The sequence below is a fragment of the Staphylococcus sp. Y174-1 genome, assembly GCF_049897865.1.
Lineage (GTDB): Bacteria > Bacillota > Bacilli > Staphylococcales > Staphylococcaceae > Staphylococcus > Staphylococcus saprophyticus.
On record NZ_JAFCXB010000004.1, the window covers coordinates 48507 to 68172 of the forward strand.

The window sequence follows — 19666 nt, forward strand, 5'->3', positions numbered from 1 at the left end:
AAAATATGATATAATGAATCGATTATGTTTTGAAAAAAGGTGGAACGCATAATGTATGAAACTTATCATTCCGGGTGGATTGAATGTATTACTGGAAGTATGTTTAGTGGCAAATCTGAAGAGCTTATTCGTCGATTAAGACGAGGGCTTTATGCTAAACAAAAAGTAGTTGTATTTAAACCAGCTATAGATGACCGCTATCATAAAGATAAGATTGTTTCTCACAATGGCAATGCTATAGAAGCAATTAATATTTCGACAGCAGCTGAGATATTAAAGCACGATTTATCAGAAGTAGATGTAATTGGAATAGACGAAGTGCAATTTTTTGAAAATGGTATTGTACATATAGCTGAACAGTTAGCTGAAAAAGGACATAGAGTCATTACTGCTGGTCTAGATATGGACTTTAGAGCACAACCTTTCGAGCCAATGCCACAATTGATGGCTGTGAGTGAGGATGTAACTAAACTTCAAGCAGTTTGTGCGGTTTGCGGTGCATCGTCAAGTCGTACGCAAAGATTAATTGATGGTAACCCAGCAAAAATCGACGACCCAGTCATTTTAGTTGGTGCTAATGAAAGCTATGAACCCAGATGCAGAGCGCATCATATAGTAGCGCCTAGCAATACTGAGAAGGAGGAAATGTAGTGTTTGATCAATTAGACATAGTAGAAGAAAGATATGAACAATTAAATGAAATGTTAAGTGATCCTGATGTCGTAAATAATCCAGATAATTTACGTAAATATTCTAAAGAGCAGGCAGAATTACAAAAAACAGTGGACGTTTATCGCGATTATAAACAAACAAAAGAAGATATTTCTGAAGTAGAAGAAATGTTACGTGATACAAAAGATAATGATGAAATTGAAATGTTGAAAGAGGAACATCAAACACTTCAAAATAAAGTACCTAAGTTAGAAGAAGAACTTAAGTTCTTATTGATCCCTAAAGATCCTAATGATGACAAAGACGTTATTGTAGAAATTCGTGCAGCAGCAGGTGGAGATGAGGCAGCAATTTTTGCTGGTGACCTATTTAGAATGTATTCCAAATATGCTGAAACGTTAAATTATAAGACAGATATTGTAGAAGTTACCGAAAGTGATCATGGTGGTTATAAAGAAATAAGTTTTTCTGTTTCTGGTAATGGTGCTTTTAGTAAATTAAAATATGAGAATGGTGCACACCGTGTACAGCGTGTACCTGAAACTGAATCAGGCGGACGTATCCATACATCAACAGCTACAGTTGCAGTACTTCCTGAGGTAGAAGATGTTGAAATAGAAGTTCGCAACGAAGATTTGAAAATTGACACATACCGTTCAAGTGGTGCAGGTGGTCAGCACGTTAATACAACAGATTCAGCTGTGCGTATTACACATATTCCAACCGGTGTTATTGCGACTTCTTCAGAAAAATCGCAAATCCAAAACCGTGAAAAAGCACTAAAAGTATTAAAAGCACGCTTATTTGATATGAAATTACAAGAAGAGCAACAAAAATATGCTGCCCAACGTAAATCAGCAGTGGGTACAGGAGATCGTTCAGAACGTATCAGAACCTATAACTATCCGCAAAGCCGTGTAACAGATCATCGTATTGGTTTAACTTTACAAAAATTAGACCAAATTATGGAAGGTAAGTTGGATGAAATTATTGATGCTTTAACTTTAGCGGAACAAACTGATAAATTGAAAGAATTAAATAATGGTGAATTATAAAACATTATTAAATCAAGCTAAAGTGAAATGCAATGAACAAGGTATTGAATCAACGCGTGCCGAATGGTTAATGTTGGATTTGTTTAATTGGTCTAAAGCCAATTACTTAATGCATATGGATGATGAAGTAACACTTCAACATAAAAACTTATTTGATGACGCAACACAAAGAATGCTAAATGATGAACCAATACAATATATCCTAGGTAAACAAACATTCTATGGTGAAGTTTTTAAAGTGAATAAGCATTGTCTTATTCCAAGACCTGAAACAGAAGAAGTAATGCTTCATTTTTATAATCAACTTCATTCAGGAGATTGTGTTGTAGATATAGGCACGGGGAGTGGGAATATACCGATTTCATTAAAAAAATTGAACCCTTCATTAGAAGTTTATGCTACAGATTTATATACTTCAGCGTTATCTGTCGCTAAGGCTAACGCTAAGATGCACCAAGTAGAAATTAGATTTCTACAAGGTGATACATTAATGCCACTGATTGAGCACGGCATCAAAGTAAATGGACTTATTTCTAATCCGCCATATATTGATGATAATGATGCATTTATTATGGATAATACAGTGTTAAACTATGAACCACATACTGCGCTTTTTGCAAAAAACAATGGCTATGATATCTATGATAAAATTATAGATCAGTTACCCGAAGTATTATTGCCAAATGCGAAAGTTGTGTTTGAAATTGGATTTAATCAAGGACAAACATTGAAACAACGTATTATTGAGAAATATCCAAGTTTAGATGTACAAATCATTAAAGATATAAATAATAACGACCGAATAATTTCATTTGTTTGGTGATCATAAGTTATGTGCTAAACATGATTAATCATGAGAGTGCATAACTTTTTATTTTGTTTTAAAATAGATAACAAGATGAAAGGGTGAGTCTAAGTGAATACAAAAATATGGGATTTACGCCAATCTAATAATCAATTGAATACAGATAATGAACTGAATGATATAAAAGTAATTTTTGAAAATGGCGGTTTAATTGCTATACCAACTGAAACTGTATACGGATTGGGTGCAGATGCACGTAATGAAGCAGCAATTAAACACATTTATAGTGCGAAAGGTAGACCATCTGACAATCCTTTAATTGTTCATATCTATAAAGTTGAACAAATACAAGCTTTTACAGATAAGCTGTCAAAAGAAGTTGAAATGTTAATGAATGAATTTTGGCCTGGACCGATTTCATTTATTGTTCCATTAAAAAAAGGCTATTTATGTGAAAGTGTTAGTGGTGGGTTAGATTCCATTGCAGTGCGTATGCCAAGTCATCCAATCGGAAGACAAATACTAAAATATGTTGATATGCCAATTGCGGCACCCAGTGCAAATTTGAGTGGCAGACCCTCACCGACTACATTTGAACATGTTTATCGTGATTTGGACGGGCGTATCGATGGTATTGTGAATGGAGACCAAAGTGAAGAGGGGTTAGAAAGTACTGTGCTCGATTGTACACAATTTCCATTTAAAATCGCTAGACCCGGTTCTATCACAAAATCTATGATAGAAGCGGTTATTCCAGAAAGTGTGACAACAATAGGTACATTAGATTCTGAAAAACCAATTGCTCCAGGTATGAAATATAAACATTATTCACCTGATACACCAGTAAAAATATTGAAGTCTTTTAATGCGTTACCTACATCGACTTCAAATTGGACACAAACAGCGTTTATCGTACCTCGTAGCAAACAAGCGTTAATACCAGAAGCTGCGAAATTTATACCTTTATGCGAAGATGAAAATGATATTAAAGGGGCTAATCATAATCTTTATCAAATATTGCATCAGTTAGACCAAGACGATCAAATTCAACATGCCTTTATTTATGGATTTGATTTGAATGATAACACTACGGCAATTATGAATAGAATGATGAAAGCGGCTAATCAATCTATTATTGAAGGAGCAGATTTATGAAAATCATTTTTGTTTGTACAGGAAATACTTGTAGGAGTCCTATGGCTGAAAGTATCGCTCAGTCCAAATTACCTAACCATACAATTGTGTCACGTGGTATGTATGCTATAGATGGTCAACCGATATCAGATCATACTAAGGAAATTTTACTTGAGCGTCATTTAAATGTGCCATACCAAGCCCAGTCTTTTACTGCTTCAGATATAAATGCAGATTTAATATTGACGATGGGTTCATCTCATAAGCGCATAATTAAGGAATTGTATGATAACACCGATCACGTATTTACTTTAAATGAGTATGTAGACAAGATAGGAGAGGTTTCCGATCCGTTTGGTGGGAGTAAATCTGCATATCTTGAAATATATAATGAATTAAATTTACTGATAGATAGTTTAAAAAATAAAATATTAAACTAATAAATTGGTGAAATTAGTATAAGTACGTTAGTAAATACGTTATAATAAAAACGTGTAGCAAATTTGCTATCAGTCAATTTTGTATGTTTTAAAGCGGTTTGAGATTCAATTACTTTTTATGTCATTAATAAAAAGGGGTGCAAGAATGGAAGATTTGAAGTTATTGTTAGATGAATTAAAATCACAATCTTTTTTCAAGGCTAATGAATTATGCATTATCGGTTGTTCAACATCAGAAATCATTGGTGAACGCATTGGTAGTGTAGGTTCTATGGAAGTAGCTAAAGAAATATTTGATTCATTGAAAGTAATCGAAAATGAAACAGGCGTTTCTTTTGTATATCAAGGTTGTGAACATATAAACAGAGCGGTAACAATAGAAAGAGCACAATTCAATCCCCTCACGATGGAAGAAGTTACGGTTGTACCAGATGTTCATGCTGGTGGAAGTCTTGCCACTTATGCATACAAGCATATGGATGAACCAATGGTTGTTGAACATATATCGGTACCTAAAGGTATTGATATTGGTCAAACCCTTATTGGAATGCACATCAAGCATGTCGCTATTCCAGAACGTACAAGTGTTAAGCAAATTGGTGAAGCAATTGTAACCATCGCTTCTTCAAGACCTAAGAAAATTGGTGGCGAAAGAGCAAAATATAACTAATACAGAAACGAGGGAATTACCAATGTCATTTATTCAAAAGCAAGATAAAGAAATATATGAAGTGATTCAAAATGAATTTAACCGTCAAAATAACAATATCGAGCTCATTGCTTCAGAGAACTTTGTTTCAGAAGCAGTTATGGAAGCCCAAGGATCAGTGTTAACGAACAAGTATGCTGAAGGCTATCCTAATAGAAGATATTATGGCGGTTGTGAATACGTAGATGTGTCAGAAACATTAGCTATTGATCGTGCTAAAAAATTATTTGACGCAGAACATGTTAATGTTCAACCACACTCAGGATCTCAGGCCAATATGGCTGTTTATCTCGTAGCATTAGAACACGGTGATACTGTATTAGGTATGAATTTAAGCCATGGTGGCCATTTAACACATGGTGCACCTGTGAACTTTAGTGGTCAATTTTATAACTTTGTGGAATATGGTGTAGACCAAGAAAATGAGCAAATTGATTATGATGAAGTATTAAAAGTTGCTAAAGAACATAAACCTAAATTAATTGTTGCTGGTGCATCAGCTTATTCAAGAACAATCGATTTCAAACGATTCAAAGAAATTGCTGATGAAGTTGGCGCAAAATTAATGGTTGATATGGCACATATCGCTGGTTTAGTCGCAGTTGGTTTACATCCAAATCCTGTGGAATATGCAGATTTCGTAACGACAACTACACATAAAACATTACGCGGACCTCGTGGCGGCATGATTTTATGTAAAGAAGAATATAAAAAACAAATTGATAAAACGATATTCCCAGGTATCCAAGGTGGCCCATTAGAGCATGTGATTGCTGCTAAAGCAGTTGCATTTGGTGAGGCATTACAAGATGACTTTAAAGTTTATCAACAACAAGTGATTCAAAATGCTAAAACATTAGCTAACACATTGACTGACGAAGGATTTAGAGTTGTATCTGGAGGAACGGATAATCACCTCGTCGCAGTAGACGTCAAAGGTTCTGTGGGTATTACAGGTAAAGTTGCTGAAGAAACACTAGATGCAATTGGAATAACTTGTAATAAAAATACAATTCCTTTTGATCAAGAAAAACCTTTCGTAACGAGTGGTATCCGTTTAGGTACCCCAGCTGCAACAACACGTGGTTTTGATGAAACTGCTTTTGAAGAAGTTGCGAAAATCATTAGTTTAGTTTTAAAAGACCCAGAAAATGAAAAAGCATTAGCCGAAGGGAAAGAAAGAGTTAAGACTTTAACTTCAAAACATCCTTTATATAATTAAAATTGGAGGAAATAAATTTATGGGCAAAGTACATGTTTTTGATCACCCACTTATTCAACACAAATTAAGTTATATCCGTGACGTACATACTGGGACTAAAGAATTTAGAGAGCTAGTAGATGAAGTAGGTATGTTAATGGCATATGAAGTTACAAGAGATTTAGAATTACAGGATGTGGAAATAGAAACACCAGTAACAAAAATGATTGCTAAAAGATTAACAGGTAAAAAATTAGCGTTTGTACCAATCTTAAGAGCAGGATTAGGGATGACACAAGGTATTTTAACATTAGTACCTGCAGCTAGAATAGGTCATGTGGGTCTTTATAGAGATCCTGAAACACTAGAAGCCGTTGAATATTTTGTGAAATTACCACAAGATATTGAAGAAAGAGAAATTGTAGTTGTAGACCCAATGTTAGCAACAGGTGCTTCAGCTATAGAAGCTATTAATTCATTAAAAAAACGTGGTGCTAAAAATATTCGTTTTATGTGTTTAATCGCTGCCCCTGAAGGTGTAGAAAAATTACAAGCAGCTCATGAAGATGTGGATATATTTATCGCTGCATTAGATGAAAAGCTTGATGATCATGCATATATCACACCAGGTTTAGGTGATGCAGGTGACCGTTTATTCGGTACAAAATAGTTTCGCCCAGGAGTGGAGGAAAAATGAAAAAAATAATGACTGTCTTCGGCACACGTCCAGAAGCAGTAAAAATGGCACCTCTAATTCAAGCGTTGAAACATGACGATGCGCTAGAACCTATCGTAGTTGTTACGGCTCAACATAGAGAAATGCTTGATTCAGTTCTGACTAGCTTCCACATCACACCAGATTATGATTTGGATATCATGAAACAAGGCCAGTCACTGTCTGAAATTACGTCACGTATTTTATCGAGACTAGAGGATGTTATAAAGAAAGAACAACCAGATATGATACTCGTTCATGGTGACACAATGACGACGTTTGCTGGTAGTTTAGCAGCATTATATAATCAGATTCCTATAGGTCATGTCGAGGCTGGCTTAAGAACATGGGATAAATATGCTCCATTTCCTGAAGAAATGAATAGACAAATGGTAGGGGTAATGGCAGATTTGAATTTTGCCCCTACCAATAATGCTGCTCACAATCTTTTAGCAGAAAACAAACCAGAGGAATCAATCGTTGTGACAGGTAATACGGCTATAGATGCTATGAAGACGACAATACATGATCACTATCATTCTGAGATTATAGCAAAGCATAAAGATAAACGTATCATTTTGTTAACTGCGCACCGACGTGAAAATATTGGTGAACCTATGGTGCATATATTTAAAGCTGTTAGAGATATTGTCGAAGCATTTGAAGATGTCGTTGTGGTTTACCCAGTGCATAAAAATCCTAAAGTTAGGGAAATTGCAGAAACTTATTTATCAAATCACGAGCGAATTGAATTGGTGGAACCATTGGAAGTCGTGGATTTTCATAATTTTGCCCATCAATCATACTTGATATTAACTGATTCTGGAGGTGTGCAAGAAGAAGCGCCTTCATTAGGTAAACCTGTACTTGTGTTAAGAGATGCTACAGAAAGACCCGAAGGTGTGAATGCTGGTACGCTTAAAATAGTAGGCACCCACGAGAAAAACATATTTGATTCTACGAAACAATTATTAGATGACAAAATGTTATATGACAAAATGAGCCATGCACGAAATCCTTATGGAGATGGAAATGCCGCTTTACGAATTTGTGAGAATATCAAATATTATTTTCATATAATTTCCAAAAAGCCAGAATCATTCAAATAATTAAAAAGGGGGAATGTGTCGGTTCTGTGACAATTTGAGAAAAAATTAAACTACATTTTGTATAGAATTGACACGTTAACTACCCCTATATTATTATTAAAACTGTATGATTGAAATGGTTCTCATTATTGCATGAAAAAGATGAAGTGAGGCTTAGTCATGGAACGTTTCAACATCATTTTTAATAGATACATTCAATACTATTTATATGGTATAGTTGTACTATTAATTGTGTTTATTTTCACATACTCACCATTTATATTAGGGCTTATAATAGGTATAATTGGATCACTTTTTAATACTTTTACTTTCGAATATTATTTAGCAAAGGCAAAAGAAAAAGATAACATACATATTTCAACGGGCAACGTTTGGAGATATTTAATAGTGGTTCTAGCATGTTGTATTTGGTATTTTTATAAGGATGAAATTAATATCATTGGTGTGGTTATTGGTTTAATGATTTCATATGTTTTAATTGTTTTCAAACCATTTTTACACAAGAAATAAATTTTAAAACGAAAGAGGTGAGAAAGCATGAATCATAAAGACCCTCTAGTCAGTTGGAATGTATTTGGTCTAGACATAGTGTTTAATCTTTCATCAATTATGATGTTGATTATTACAGCGGTTATTGTTTTTGTCATTGCTATTATTTGTACACGCAACCTCAAAAAACGACCAACTGGTAAACAAAATTTCATAGAGTGGGTTTTTGACTTTGTAAGAGGTATTATTGAAAGTAACATGGCATGGTCAAAAGGTGGGCAATTCCATTTCTTGGCAGTAACACTTATATTCTTTATATTTGTGAGTAATATGCTAGGACTTCCATTTCAATTAATTTCAGGGCATACGTTGTGGTGGAAATCACCAACAGCTGATGCGACAGTTACTTTAACACTGTCAACACTCATCATTCTATTAACACATTTTTATGGTGTTAGAATGAAAGGTACAAAAGGTTATTTCCAAAACTATACAAAACCAATCTTTTTATTACCAATTAATATCTTTGAAGAATTCACTTCAACTTTAACGTTAGGTCTTCGACTCTACGGTAATATTTTCGCAGGTGAATTGCTATTAGGATTATTGGCAGGATTAGTAACAGGTGATTCAACTAGAGCATGGGGTTGGATAATCGGGTTACCTGGTTTAGTTGTTTGGCAAGGGTTTTCAATATTCATCGGTACAATTCAAGCATATATTTTCGTTATGCTTTCAATGGTTTACATGTCCCATAAAGTTCAGGACAGTCATTAATTAATTAAATTTTAAAGAAAAACTAGGAGGATTTTATAAATGAATTTAATCGCAGCAGCAATCGCAATCGGCTTATCAGCATTAGGTGCAGGTATTGGTAATGGTCTTATCGTTTCAAGAACAGTAGAAGGTGTCGCTCGTCAACCAGAAGCACGTGGACAATTAATGGGTATTATGTTCATCGGTATCGGTTTAGTTGAAGCATTACCTATCATTGGTGTAGTTATCGCTTTCATGTCACTATAATTCAACTAATTATTATGGCGAAGTCTGAAAGACTTTCGCCGTTCGTTTTTATCAATAATGTCTTATGATTATAATGTATGAAAGGAGTGTCTATGTAAGTGACTGCTACGACAAATATGTTTGTACTTGGTGCAGCTGGAACTAGCGGCGTTCAATGGGGGACAATAATCGTTACGCTTGTAACTTTTCTTATCTTATTAGCTTTATTGAAAAAGTTCGCATGGGGTCCATTAAAAGATGTAATGGATAAACGTGAACACGATATTAATAAAGACATTGATGATGCTGAACAAGCTAAATTAAATGCACAAAAGTTAGAAGAACAAAATAAACAAACACTAAAAGAAACACAAGATGAGGTTCAAAAGATTTTAGAAGAATCTAAAGTTCAAGCTCGAAAACAACATGAAGAAATTATTCATGAAGCAAATATCAGAGCTAATGGCATGATTGAAACTGCACAGAATGAAATCAACAGTGAAAAAGAACGTGCAATTGCAGATATTAACAACCAAGTTTCTGAGCTTTCTGTTTTAATCGCTTCTAAAGTACTGCAAAAAGAAATCTCAGATAAAGATCAAAAAGCTTTAGTTGAAAAGTACATAAAAGAGGCAGGCGATAAGTAATGGCAAACATAGCAAAAAAATATGCCAAAGCATTATTTGATACTGCTAAAGATGCAGACATACTTGACGACATGTACGATGAATTTTCAACAATTAATGAAGCAGTTCAATCTGAAAATAAAAAGCTACAAGCATTGGATGCAGATCCACAAAAAGATGTTGAGCAACGTCGTCGCTTCGTAAGCATTGTATTTGGACAAACGAACCAATACTTGCAGAATATGCTGACAATACTTGCTAGCAATCGTCATTTAGGACACATTCATGAAATATATATCGCGTTTGAAACATTATATAATGAACAGCATAATCAAGACTATGCTGTAATCGAATCCGTATATCAATTGTCAGAAGAAGAATTATCAAGTATAGAAGAAATTATTAAAGCACGAACTAAACTTTCTAAAATAATGATTACTAACAAAATTAATCCTGAACTTATCGGTGGTATCAGAGTTAAAGTTGGTACGAAAGTGATGGACGCAAGTATTAAAAATGATCTTGCACAATTAGAAAGACAATTTATTAGAGTGAAATAAAATTTGAAGGAGTGACATAGATGGCCATTAAAGCTGAAGAAATCAGTGCATTACTTCGCTCACAAATCGAAAATTATGAGTCGGAAATGGCAGTTACTGATGTAGGTACAGTACTACAAATTGGTGACGGTATCGCATTAATCCACGGATTAAACGATGTTATGGCTGGTGAGCTAATAGAATTCAAAAGTGGCGTTCTAGGCTTAGCACAAAACTTAGAAGAATCAAATGTCGGTGTAGTTATTTTAGGACCATACGCTGATATCAAAGAAGGGGACGAAGTAAAACGTACTGGACGTATTATGGAAGTTCCTGTAGGTAACGAACTTATTGGTCGTGTTGTGAACCCACTTGGACAACCTATTGATGGACAAGGTCCAGTTAATACAACAAGCACAAGACCTGTAGAGAAAAAAGCAACAGGTGTAATGGACCGTAAATCAGTTGATGAACCATTACAAACTGGTATTAAAGCCATTGATGCACTTGTACCAATTGGTCGTGGTCAACGTGAATTAATCATTGGTGACCGTCAAACAGGTAAAACTACGGTTGCTATTGATACAATTTTAAACCAAGCTGATCAAGATACAATTTGTATTTATGTTGCTATTGGACAAAAAGATTCAACTGTTCGTGCTAATGTTGAAAAGCTACGCCAAGAAGGCGCGTTAGATTACACAATTGTTGTTTCTGCTTCAGCAGCTGACCCAGCTCCAATGCTTTATATTGCACCATATTCAGGTGTAGCTATGGCTGAAGAATTCATGTTTGCTGGTAAAGACGTTTTAATTGTTTATGATGATTTAACGAAACAAGCTGCAGCTTACCGTGAGTTATCACTATTATTACGTAGACCACCAGGCCGTGAAGCATACCCAGGCGATGTGTTCTACTTACATAGTAGATTACTTGAGAGAGCAGCGAAGTTAAATGATGATTTAGGTGGAGGCTCTATTACTGCCTTACCAATTATAGAAACACAAGCAGGCGATATCGCAGCTTATGTACCAACTAACGTTATTTCAATTACAGATGGACAAATCTTCTTACAATCTGATTTATTCTTCTCAGGTGTAAGACCTGCCATTAATGCTGGTCAATCTGTATCACGTGTTGGTGGTTCTGCACAGATAAAAGCAATGAAAAAAGTTGCTGGTACGTTACGTTTAGATTTAGCTTCTTATCGTGAATTAGAGTCATTTGCACAATTTGGTTCAGATTTAGATGAGTTTACAGCTAAAAAATTAGAACGTGGTAAACGTACGGTTGAAATCTTAAAACAAGATAAAAACAAACCACTACCTGTCGAAAATCAAGTATTAATTATTTATGCATTGACTAAAGGTTATTTAGATGACATCCCAGTAGAAGATATTACTCGTTTCGAGGAAGAATTAAATCTTTGGGCTAAGTCTAATGCGACTGAACTATTAAATGAAATTAAAACTTCAGGTGCATTACCAAAAGATGAAGCATTTGAATCAGCAATTACAGAATTCAAAAAAAGCTTTAGCAAATCAGAAGCATAATAGTTAATCTTAAATAAAAGGTGGTGAGATAATGGGATCTCTTAAAGAGATTGATACACGTATAAAATCAACCAAAAAAATGAAGCAAATTACGAAAGCAATGAACATGGTATCAAGTTCTAAATTGCGCCGTGCGGAAAGCAACACGAAACAGTTCAGACCATATATGGAAAAAATGCAAGATGCGATTACTGCAGTTGCAGGTGCAGATAAAAATTCACGTCACCCAATGTTACAACAACGAAAAGTGAAGAAAAGTGCCTACCTAGTGATTACAAGTGATAAAGGTCTTGCAGGTGCTTACAATGCAAACGTATTAAAACACCTTATAAAAGATATTGAAGAAAAACATGCAAGTAAAGATGATTATTCAATTCTAGTATTAGGTCAAACTGGTGTGGATTTCCTTAAAAATAAAGGTTATGACATACATGATTCACTTATAGATGTACCAGATCAACCTTCTTTTAAAGAAGTACAAGCAATAGCTAAAAAAGCTATAGATTTGTATAGTGAAGAAGAAGTTGATGAGGTGAAAATTTATTTTAGTCATTTCGTAAGTGTATTAGAAAATACACCTTCTACCAAAACTGTGCTTCCATTGTCTCCTGAGGACTCTAGCTTAGGACATGGTCAATTGTCATCATATGAGTTCGAACCAGACAAAGAGGCAATATTGAGCGTCATTTTACCTCAATATGTTGAAAGTTTAATATATGGAACGATTTTAGATGCAAAAGCAAGTGAACATGCTACGCGTATGACTGCAATGAAAAATGCATCAGATAATGCGTCAGAAATTATTGATGACTTATCTATTCAATATAACAGAGCAAGACAAGCAGCAATTACTCAACAAATCACTGAAATTGTCGGTGGCTCAGTTGCGCTTGAATAATTATTAAAGGAGGAAAAAAACATGGGATTAGGCCGTGTAACTCAAGTTATGGGTCCAGTAATTGATGTTCGCTTTGAGCACAATGAAGTTCCAGAAATTAACAATGCCTTAGTCGTAGACGTTGAAAGAGATGAAGGTACAGTATCTCTTACATTAGAAGTGGCATTACAACTTGGCGATGACGTCGTACGTACAATTGCAATGGATTCTACTGATGGTGTTAAACGTGGTACAGAAGTTCGAGATAGCGGAGATAGCATCAGTGTTCCAGTTGGTGATGCTACGTTAGGACGTGTGTTTAATGTTCTTGGTGATACAATTGACTTAGACGAGAAGCTTGATACTTCTGTCAAACGTGATCCAATTCATAGAGAAGCACCTGCATTCGATCAATTATCAACAAAAGTTGAAATCTTAGAAACAGGTATTAAAGTAATTGATTTACTTGCACCGTATATTAAAGGTGGTAAAATCGGTTTGTTCGGTGGCGCTGGTGTAGGTAAAACAGTATTAATTCAAGAATTAATTAATAATATAGCTCAAGAACATGGTGGTATTTCAGTATTTGCCGGCGTAGGTGAACGTACGCGTGAAGGTAATGACTTATACTACGAAATGAGTGATAGTGGTGTTATTAAGAAAACAGCTATGGTCTTCGGACAAATGAATGAGCCACCTGGTGCGCGTATGCGTGTTGCTTTATCAGGCTTAACAATGGCTGAACACTTCCGTGATGTACAAGGACAAGATGTTTTACTATTTATTGATAACATATTCAGATTTACGCAAGCTGGTTCAGAAGTATCAGCACTATTAGGTCGTATGCCATCAGCCGTTGGTTATCAACCTACACTTGCTACTGAAATGGGTCAATTACAAGAACGTATTACATCAACAACTAAAGGATCTGTAACGTCAATCCAAGCAGTTTTCGTACCTGCCGATGATTATACTGACCCAGCACCAGCAGCTGTCTTTGCTCACTTAGATGCTACAACTAACCTAGAACGTAAATTAACGGAAATGGGTATTTATCCTGCCGTTGATCCGCTTGCATCTACTTCTAGAGCATTAGACCCTACAATTGTTGGTCAAGATCATTATGAAATAGCTCGTGATGTACAATCTACATTACAAAAATATAGAGAATTACAAGATATTATTGCTATTTTAGGTATGGATGAATTATCAGAAGAAGATAAACAAACTGTTGAACGTGCACGTCGTATCCAGTTCTTCTTATCACAAAACTTCCACGTAGCTGAACAATTTACTGGTCAAAAAGGTTCATATGTACCTGTTCAAAAAACGGTAGAAGGCTTCAAAGCAATTTTAGATGGCGAATATGATCATATCCCTGAAGATGCATTCCGTCTTGTAGGTAGTATGGAAGAAGTAATCGCAAAAGCTAAAGATATGGGTGTTGAAGTTTAAAAATTAGGAGGTAAAGATAATGAACACATTAAGCCTAAATATTGTCACTCCTAATGGTTCTGTTTACGACCGAGAAGATGTTAATCTTGCAGTATTACAAACTACTGCAGGAGAAATCGGTGTTATGTATGGACATATTCCAACAGTTGCAGCACTTGAAATTGGCTATGTCAAAATAAATTTTGACGGTGGTTCAGAATATATTGCAGTGAGTGAAGGTTTTGTTGAGGTTAGACAAGATAAATTATCAATTATTGTACAAACTGCAGAACCTGCGAATGAAATAGATGTTGCTAGAGCTGAATTAGCAAAATCTAGAGCAGAATCTCATTTGAATAATGAAGAAGATAACAGCGACGTTAATAGAGCTAAACGTGCTTTAGAAAGAGCGAATAACCGTATTCGCGTCGCGAACTTACAATAAATTATATCATTGGTGAGTGGGATGTTACTTTTTCCATTTAGGCATCTACTACTCACTCCAAAAGGAGTCTAAGACATGAAAAATGTCTTAGACTCTTTTTTTATAGACGTAAGTTCGTATAGTAAAGTAGACACAAAAATAATAAGTGAAGTGCTCAAACAACAAAAGCATTATAGTTAATTAAATTCTGCAGTTCTTAAGTATCTTTTAATGATTATTTCGTGTAAAATAAATTGACAGTCTAAAGTGAGGAGTTATTGTATGGAGTATCTAGGACAATTTTCAATTGTACATCTTATCTTACATGTGGTTTGTATTTGTATTGCTTATTGGGCATTAAATGCAGTGAGATTAGAGCAGTTTTTTAAAAAGGGGTATCCCTTACAAGTTCAAATTTGTATGATTTTTTTAGCAATATTACTTGGAACAGCTGTTAGTAATTTTATTGTGGATTTGTTACAATACTCAACGCAAATAAAATATTTAGCACAATAATTCAAATACTTGTATATCTTTTTGAATTATAGATATAATAATTTAGAAGTACATAAAATAGTTTAATTAAAATGAAATATATAAGTAGCAAAGTGGAGGATTTAAGATGGATATGATAGAAATTAATGGTGGAAATAGATTAACTGGTGAGGTTAAAGTGTCAGGTGCCAAGAATGCTGTATTACCAGTATTAACTGCTTCACTTTTAGCATCAGAAGGTGTCAGTAAACTTATGAATGTACCTGCATTAAGTGATGTAGAAACGATTAATAATGTGATTTCAACATTAAATGCAGAAGTTTCATACGATAAAGACGAAGAATCAGTAACTGTAGATGCAACGAAAGAATTAAATGAAGAGGCACCATATGAATATGTAAGTAAAATGAGAGCCAGTATTCTTGTTATGGGTCCATTATTAGCCCGCTTAGGTCATGCTAAAGTCGCATTGCCAGGTGGTTGCGCAATTGGTTCTAGACCAATTGAACAGCACATCAAAGGTTTCGAAGAACTTGGTGCTGATATTCACATGGATGGTGGTTTTATTTATGCAAGTACTGAAAATGGATTAAAAGGTACAAGCATTCATTTAGACTTCCCAAGTGTGGGCGCAACGCAAAATATTATCATGGCAGCTTCACTAGCAGAAGGTAAAACAGTATTAGAAAATGTTGCAAGAGAACCAGAAATCGTTGATTTAGCAAATTATATTAACGAAATGGGAGGTAACGTTTCTGGAGCTGGCACGGATACGATCATTATCCATGGTGTAGAAACACTTCACGGTGTGGAACACGCGATTATTCCTGATAGAATTGAAGCAGGTACACTCCTGATTGCTGGTGCGATTACACGTGGTGATGTACTTGTAAATGGTGCTATAAAAGAACATATGACAAGCCTTGTTTACAAATTGGAAGAAATGGGTGTGAATCTAGATTATCAAGATGACGCAATTCGCGTAAGAGTAGAAGATGAATTAAAACCCGTAGATATTAAAACATTACCACATCCAGGATTCCCTACGGATATGCAATCACAAATGATGGCATTATTACTAACAGCTGAAGGACATAAAGTAGTAACTGAAACTGTATTTGAAAATAGATTTATGCATGTAGCTGAATTTAAACGTATGAACGCTAAGATTTCTGTCGAAGGCAGAAGTGCTAAGATTGAAGGTAAGAGTGAACTACAAGGTGCACAAGTAAAAGCTACTGACTTACGTGCAGCAGCAGCACTTATATTAGCCGGACTTGTAGCTGATGGAACGACGCAAGTAACAGAATTAAAGCATTTAGACAGAGGTTATGTTGACTTACACGGTAAATTAGAAGCACTAGGTGCAGATATAAAACGAACACAAGCTTAATACATGATTCGCAATTGAAGTGGCGATTCAAGAACAAGATGGAGGAAGTAAACAATGGAAACAATTTTTGATTATAACCAAATTAAAGAAATCATACCGCATAGACAACCATTTTTATTAATTGATCGTGTTGTTGAATATGAAGTAGGTACACGTTGTGTGGCTATTAAACAAGTATCAGGTAATGAACCGTTTTTCCAAGGTCATTTTCCGGAATATGCAGTTATGCCTGGTGTTTTAATTACAGAAGCGCTTGCTCAAACAGGTGCAGTAGCGATTTTAAATAGTGAAGAAAATAAAGGGAAACTTGCATTTTTTGCTGGAATTGATAAATGTCGCTTCAAAAAACAAGTTACTCCTGGAGATACTTTAAAATTAGAAGTTGAAATAACAAAAATGCGTGGGCCAATCGGTAAAGGTAACGCAAAAGCTACCGTCGATGGTGAAGTAGCATGTAGTTGTGAATTAACGTTTGCAATTCAAGCAAAGTAAATAAAAGACCTCAAGCTCAGTTGTAAATACAACGGTTTGAGGTCTTTTTTATAGTAATTATTTTTCTATTTTTTCATCTTTTAATCTTGGTTTAGATTGCATCATACGATTGAAAGATTTTTTAAGTTCGTCTCCTGTTAAACCTTCATCAATAAGTTGTTCTAATAAACTTTCTGCATATACTTGTCTTAATGTATAAATATGACATTCAAAAACGATGGAGATTGTACTTTCCAGTTTTTTTATGTTTTTAATCGTCGCATCAAAAAGAGCCGGATCATTTGCTGGACGTGTAATCACTACGCGTATATCTAATAAAGTTTCATCATCCATATATTGTTTCATTGTTTCATAATGATAATCTGAAATAACAATTTCTAATAACCAACCAGTTCCACTATTTTCTTTATTGATAATAACGCCATCTTCTATTTCATATTCTGTAACGCCACCACTATCTGATACGATTTGAAATCGAACAGCTTTAAATGATTTCATCGTTCTCACATCCAATTAATAAATTTAACTTCTACAATTATTCGAATTATACAATCATTATAACGTAATTTTAAAAGAGAAAGGTAAAATTTGTAGAATTTAGTATTAAAACATCTTTTGAATTCTGTGTTATTGTACTTTGACGGTATTGTGTAAAATTCATAGAATATAGTTATAAAGGAGGTGACATATGATTAATAACATTGTTATCGTAGGGCGACTAACTAAGGACCCTAAAATATATGATAAGGAGGAGAAAAAATTAGCTACATTTTGTGTAGCTGTATCAAGGAACTATAAAGATAAGAATCAAACCCCGGTATGTGATTATTTATTTTGTAAAGCATTTGGAAAAATGGCAACAAACATTGAGAAATATACGAAGCAAGGCTCACTTGTAGGTATAACAGGCCAAATGCAATCACATAAATATGAAAAAGAAGGTCAGACGCATTTTGTATCAGAAATACTTATTGAATCAATTAAATTCATGTCTCCACAAAACAAAGATAAAAATGATTTACTTTTTGAACCATTCCCGCTAGAGCATTCCCAAAATGCATTTAAAGACATTAACGTACAAAATAATGATATATATGAAATTGTATAAACCACCCACCCTAAATCTACCCCTAATCTAATCATCCACTTTAATATACATTTAAATCCTACTATCAATTATACTTCTATTGGCTATCCCTCTTAAAATATCCCTATAAGAGGGATAGCTTATTTAATATAGAATCAGCAATCAAATCGCTAATAAGTAATTTAAATAAAACTGAATAATCTGATATATTACAATCATATTACGTGAAATTTTACTTTTCATAGCCTTTAAAAACTATCACAGAAGTTTTTAAAGGGATAAAAAATTATATTCAAAGATAAATTAAATGTAATTTCATTGTAAAAAAGGTCGATTTTTTTTATTTCACTGTAACCTACAACGATTTTTTGAATGTTATAGTTGTATTTGCAAATTAATCATAAATAAAAATAAACTTAATTACCTTATAGGAGGACTTTTTTACAATGAAAAAAACAGTAGTAGCATCAACATTAGCAGTTGGACTTGGCGTAACAGGATTCGCAGCAGGAAATTCAGTAGACGCTTCAGAACAAGGCGTTGACAATGCCCAATTAGCTCAACAAGCTCAAACTAATCCAGAATCATTAAATGAAGCGCCAGTACAAGACGGTGCTTATAATATAAACTTTAATTACAATAATACTGATTATAGCTTCCAATCAGACGGTCAATATTGGACTTGGAGCTATGGACAAGGTTCAACTAATGCACCAGCACAAGAAACTGCTGAGCAACCACAACAAGTTGAACAACCACAACAAACTGAGCAAGCTTCAACTGAACAACCAGCACAAGAAGCTGCACCACAAACTGAAGAAACACAACAACCACAACAAGAAGCAACTACACAAAATACTTCAAGCTCAAATGAATCAACTTCAAATGAATCTAGTTCAAGTGAAGCTTCAGAAGGTTCATCAGTAAATGTTAACTCTCATTTACAAGCAATCGCGCAACGTGAATCAGGCGGCGACCTTAAAGCTGTTAACCCATCATCAGGTGCAGCAGGTAAATATCAATTCTTACAAAGCACATGGGATTCAGTAGCACCATCTGAATATCAAGGTGTATCACCAACAGAAGCACCTGAAGCAGTACAAGACGCAGCAGCGCAAAAACTTTATGATACAGAAGGCGCTTCACAATGGGTTACTGCATAAAAAATTAAGTGTAGTAATGAACTTAAGATAAATATTTAAAGCTGGGACATATAGGTCTCAGCTTTTTTTATAGTCAGTTATTTTGCAAATTTGTCAGTATTTTGTTATCTTTTAATTAAACAAAATATAAAAACGCTACTAGGGGAGCCAGTTGGCTGAGATGATTAAATTCAGACCCTTACAACCTGATTTGGTTAATACCAACGTAGGAAAGTAGTTTAATCTAAAGTTGGGGTATAAATCCTCGCTATT

The 19666-nt window shown here is 34.6% G+C and carries 24 protein-coding genes and 1 riboswitch; of the genes, 23 read left to right on the top strand and 1 reads right to left on the bottom strand.

Going from position 1 to position 19666, the window contains the following annotated elements; translation table 11 throughout:
- Window positions 1-51: 51 nt before the first annotated feature.
- From ACP7BT_RS11705 to fabZ, 21 genes are all read left to right on the top strand, one after another.
- On the top strand, window positions 52-651 hold the full coding sequence (locus tag ACP7BT_RS11705) for a thymidine kinase (protein WP_011302669.1): 600 nt from the start codon (window positions 52-54) through the stop codon (window positions 649-651).
- Window positions 651-1727 (top strand): peptide chain release factor 1, encoded by a 1077-nt coding sequence (gene prfA / locus ACP7BT_RS11710; RefSeq protein ID WP_002482713.1) that lies wholly within the window; start codon window positions 651-653, stop codon window positions 1725-1727. Before ACP7BT_RS11705 ends, prfA begins: the two co-directional genes overlap by 1 nt.
- Window positions 1714-2550, top strand: a complete 837-nt coding sequence (prmC, locus tag ACP7BT_RS11715) for a peptide chain release factor N(5)-glutamine methyltransferase (protein ID WP_002482714.1) — start codon at window positions 1714-1716, stop codon at window positions 2548-2550. Before prfA ends, prmC begins: the two co-directional genes overlap by 14 nt.
- Before the next feature lie 93 nt (window positions 2551-2643).
- Entirely contained in the window at window positions 2644-3687 is a 1044-nt protein-coding gene (locus tag ACP7BT_RS11720; RefSeq protein WP_002482715.1) for an L-threonylcarbamoyladenylate synthase, read from the top strand.
- On the top strand, window positions 3684-4106 hold the full coding sequence (locus tag ACP7BT_RS11725; protein ID WP_011302672.1) for a low molecular weight protein arginine phosphatase: 423 nt from the start codon (window positions 3684-3686) through the stop codon (window positions 4104-4106). Before ACP7BT_RS11720 ends, ACP7BT_RS11725 begins: the two co-directional genes overlap by 4 nt.
- Window positions 4107-4251: 145 nt before the next feature.
- Window positions 4252-4776, top strand: coding sequence for a TIGR01440 family protein (locus ACP7BT_RS11730; protein WP_002482716.1), 525 nt, complete (start codon window positions 4252-4254; stop codon window positions 4774-4776).
- A 22-nt stretch (window positions 4777-4798) separates the two neighbouring features.
- On the top strand, window positions 4799-6037 hold the full coding sequence (glyA, locus tag ACP7BT_RS11735) for a serine hydroxymethyltransferase (protein ID WP_002482717.1): 1239 nt from the start codon (window positions 4799-4801) through the stop codon (window positions 6035-6037).
- Window positions 6038-6056: 19 nt separating this feature from the next.
- A complete protein-coding gene (upp, locus tag ACP7BT_RS11740) occupies window positions 6057-6686 on the top strand; it encodes a uracil phosphoribosyltransferase (protein ID WP_002482718.1) in 630 nt (209 codons plus the stop codon).
- Between the two features lie 23 nt (window positions 6687-6709).
- Window positions 6710-7840, top strand: coding sequence for a non-hydrolyzing UDP-N-acetylglucosamine 2-epimerase (wecB, locus tag ACP7BT_RS11745; protein ID WP_011302676.1), 1131 nt, complete (start codon window positions 6710-6712; stop codon window positions 7838-7840).
- 159 nt (window positions 7841-7999) lie between these two features.
- The gene (locus tag ACP7BT_RS11750; RefSeq protein WP_041080788.1) at window positions 8000-8350 is read left to right on the top strand and encodes an ATP synthase subunit I; all 351 of its coding nucleotides are present in this window, start codon (window positions 8000-8002) and stop codon (window positions 8348-8350) included.
- Window positions 8351-8377: 27 nt separating this feature from the next.
- Window positions 8378-9106, top strand: a complete 729-nt coding sequence (gene atpB, locus ACP7BT_RS11755; protein WP_002482720.1) for a F0F1 ATP synthase subunit A — start codon at window positions 8378-8380, stop codon at window positions 9104-9106.
- Window positions 9107-9145: 39 nt separating this feature from the next.
- Entirely contained in the window at window positions 9146-9352 is a 207-nt protein-coding gene (gene atpE / locus ACP7BT_RS11760; RefSeq protein ID WP_002482721.1) for a F0F1 ATP synthase subunit C, read from the top strand.
- 98 nt (window positions 9353-9450) lie between these two features.
- Window positions 9451-9978, top strand: a complete 528-nt coding sequence (locus ACP7BT_RS11765; RefSeq protein WP_011302679.1) for a F0F1 ATP synthase subunit B — start codon at window positions 9451-9453, stop codon at window positions 9976-9978.
- Window positions 9978-10517 (top strand): F0F1 ATP synthase subunit delta, encoded by a 540-nt coding sequence (locus tag ACP7BT_RS11770; protein WP_002482723.1) that lies wholly within the window; start codon window positions 9978-9980, stop codon window positions 10515-10517. Before ACP7BT_RS11765 ends, ACP7BT_RS11770 begins: the two co-directional genes overlap by 1 nt.
- Before the next feature lie 20 nt (window positions 10518-10537).
- A complete protein-coding gene (gene atpA, locus ACP7BT_RS11775; protein ID WP_002482724.1) occupies window positions 10538-12049 on the top strand; it encodes a F0F1 ATP synthase subunit alpha in 1512 nt (503 codons plus the stop codon).
- A gap of 31 nt (window positions 12050-12080) precedes the next feature.
- The gene (atpG, locus tag ACP7BT_RS11780) at window positions 12081-12947 is read left to right on the top strand and encodes an ATP synthase F1 subunit gamma (protein WP_002482725.1); all 867 of its coding nucleotides are present in this window, start codon (window positions 12081-12083) and stop codon (window positions 12945-12947) included.
- Between the two features lie 21 nt (window positions 12948-12968).
- Window positions 12969-14381 (top strand): F0F1 ATP synthase subunit beta, encoded by a 1413-nt coding sequence (gene atpD, locus ACP7BT_RS11785; protein WP_002482726.1) that lies wholly within the window; start codon window positions 12969-12971, stop codon window positions 14379-14381.
- 19 nt (window positions 14382-14400) lie between these two features.
- Entirely contained in the window at window positions 14401-14805 is a 405-nt protein-coding gene (locus ACP7BT_RS11790) for a F0F1 ATP synthase subunit epsilon (protein ID WP_002482727.1), read from the top strand.
- A gap of 261 nt (window positions 14806-15066) precedes the next feature.
- On the top strand, window positions 15067-15300 hold the full coding sequence (locus ACP7BT_RS11795; protein ID WP_011302682.1) for a DUF1146 family protein: 234 nt from the start codon (window positions 15067-15069) through the stop codon (window positions 15298-15300).
- A 106-nt stretch (window positions 15301-15406) separates the two neighbouring features.
- Window positions 15407-16672, top strand: a complete 1266-nt coding sequence (gene murA / locus ACP7BT_RS11800) for a UDP-N-acetylglucosamine 1-carboxyvinyltransferase (protein ID WP_041080786.1) — start codon at window positions 15407-15409, stop codon at window positions 16670-16672.
- A 54-nt stretch (window positions 16673-16726) separates the two neighbouring features.
- A complete protein-coding gene (gene fabZ, locus ACP7BT_RS11805; RefSeq protein ID WP_002482729.1) occupies window positions 16727-17164 on the top strand; it encodes a 3-hydroxyacyl-ACP dehydratase FabZ in 438 nt (145 codons plus the stop codon).
- Window positions 17165-17221: 57 nt separating this feature from the next.
- Here the strand turns inward: fabZ and ACP7BT_RS11810 are convergent, their stop codons facing one another.
- Window positions 17222-17662 carry a YwpF-like family protein gene (locus tag ACP7BT_RS11810; RefSeq protein ID WP_002482730.1) on the bottom strand — a complete coding sequence of 147 codons (441 nt, stop codon included), beginning with the start codon at window positions 17660-17662 and terminating at the stop codon, window positions 17222-17224.
- A gap of 190 nt (window positions 17663-17852) precedes the next feature.
- Here ACP7BT_RS11810 and ACP7BT_RS11815 point away from each other — a divergent pair, with 190 nt between their 5' ends.
- Together ACP7BT_RS11815 and ACP7BT_RS11820 are read left to right on the top strand one after the other, a co-directional pair.
- Window positions 17853-18272 (top strand): single-stranded DNA-binding protein, encoded by a 420-nt coding sequence (locus ACP7BT_RS11815; protein WP_011302684.1) that lies wholly within the window; start codon window positions 17853-17855, stop codon window positions 18270-18272.
- Between the two features lie 425 nt (window positions 18273-18697).
- Window positions 18698-19414, top strand: a complete 717-nt coding sequence (locus ACP7BT_RS11820; RefSeq protein WP_041080784.1) for a transglycosylase family protein — start codon at window positions 18698-18700, stop codon at window positions 19412-19414.
- Window positions 19415-19544: 130 nt separating this feature from the next.
- Window positions 19545-19643: riboswitch (TPP riboswitch) on the top strand.
- The last annotated feature ends 23 nt before the right edge of the window (window positions 19644-19666 follow it).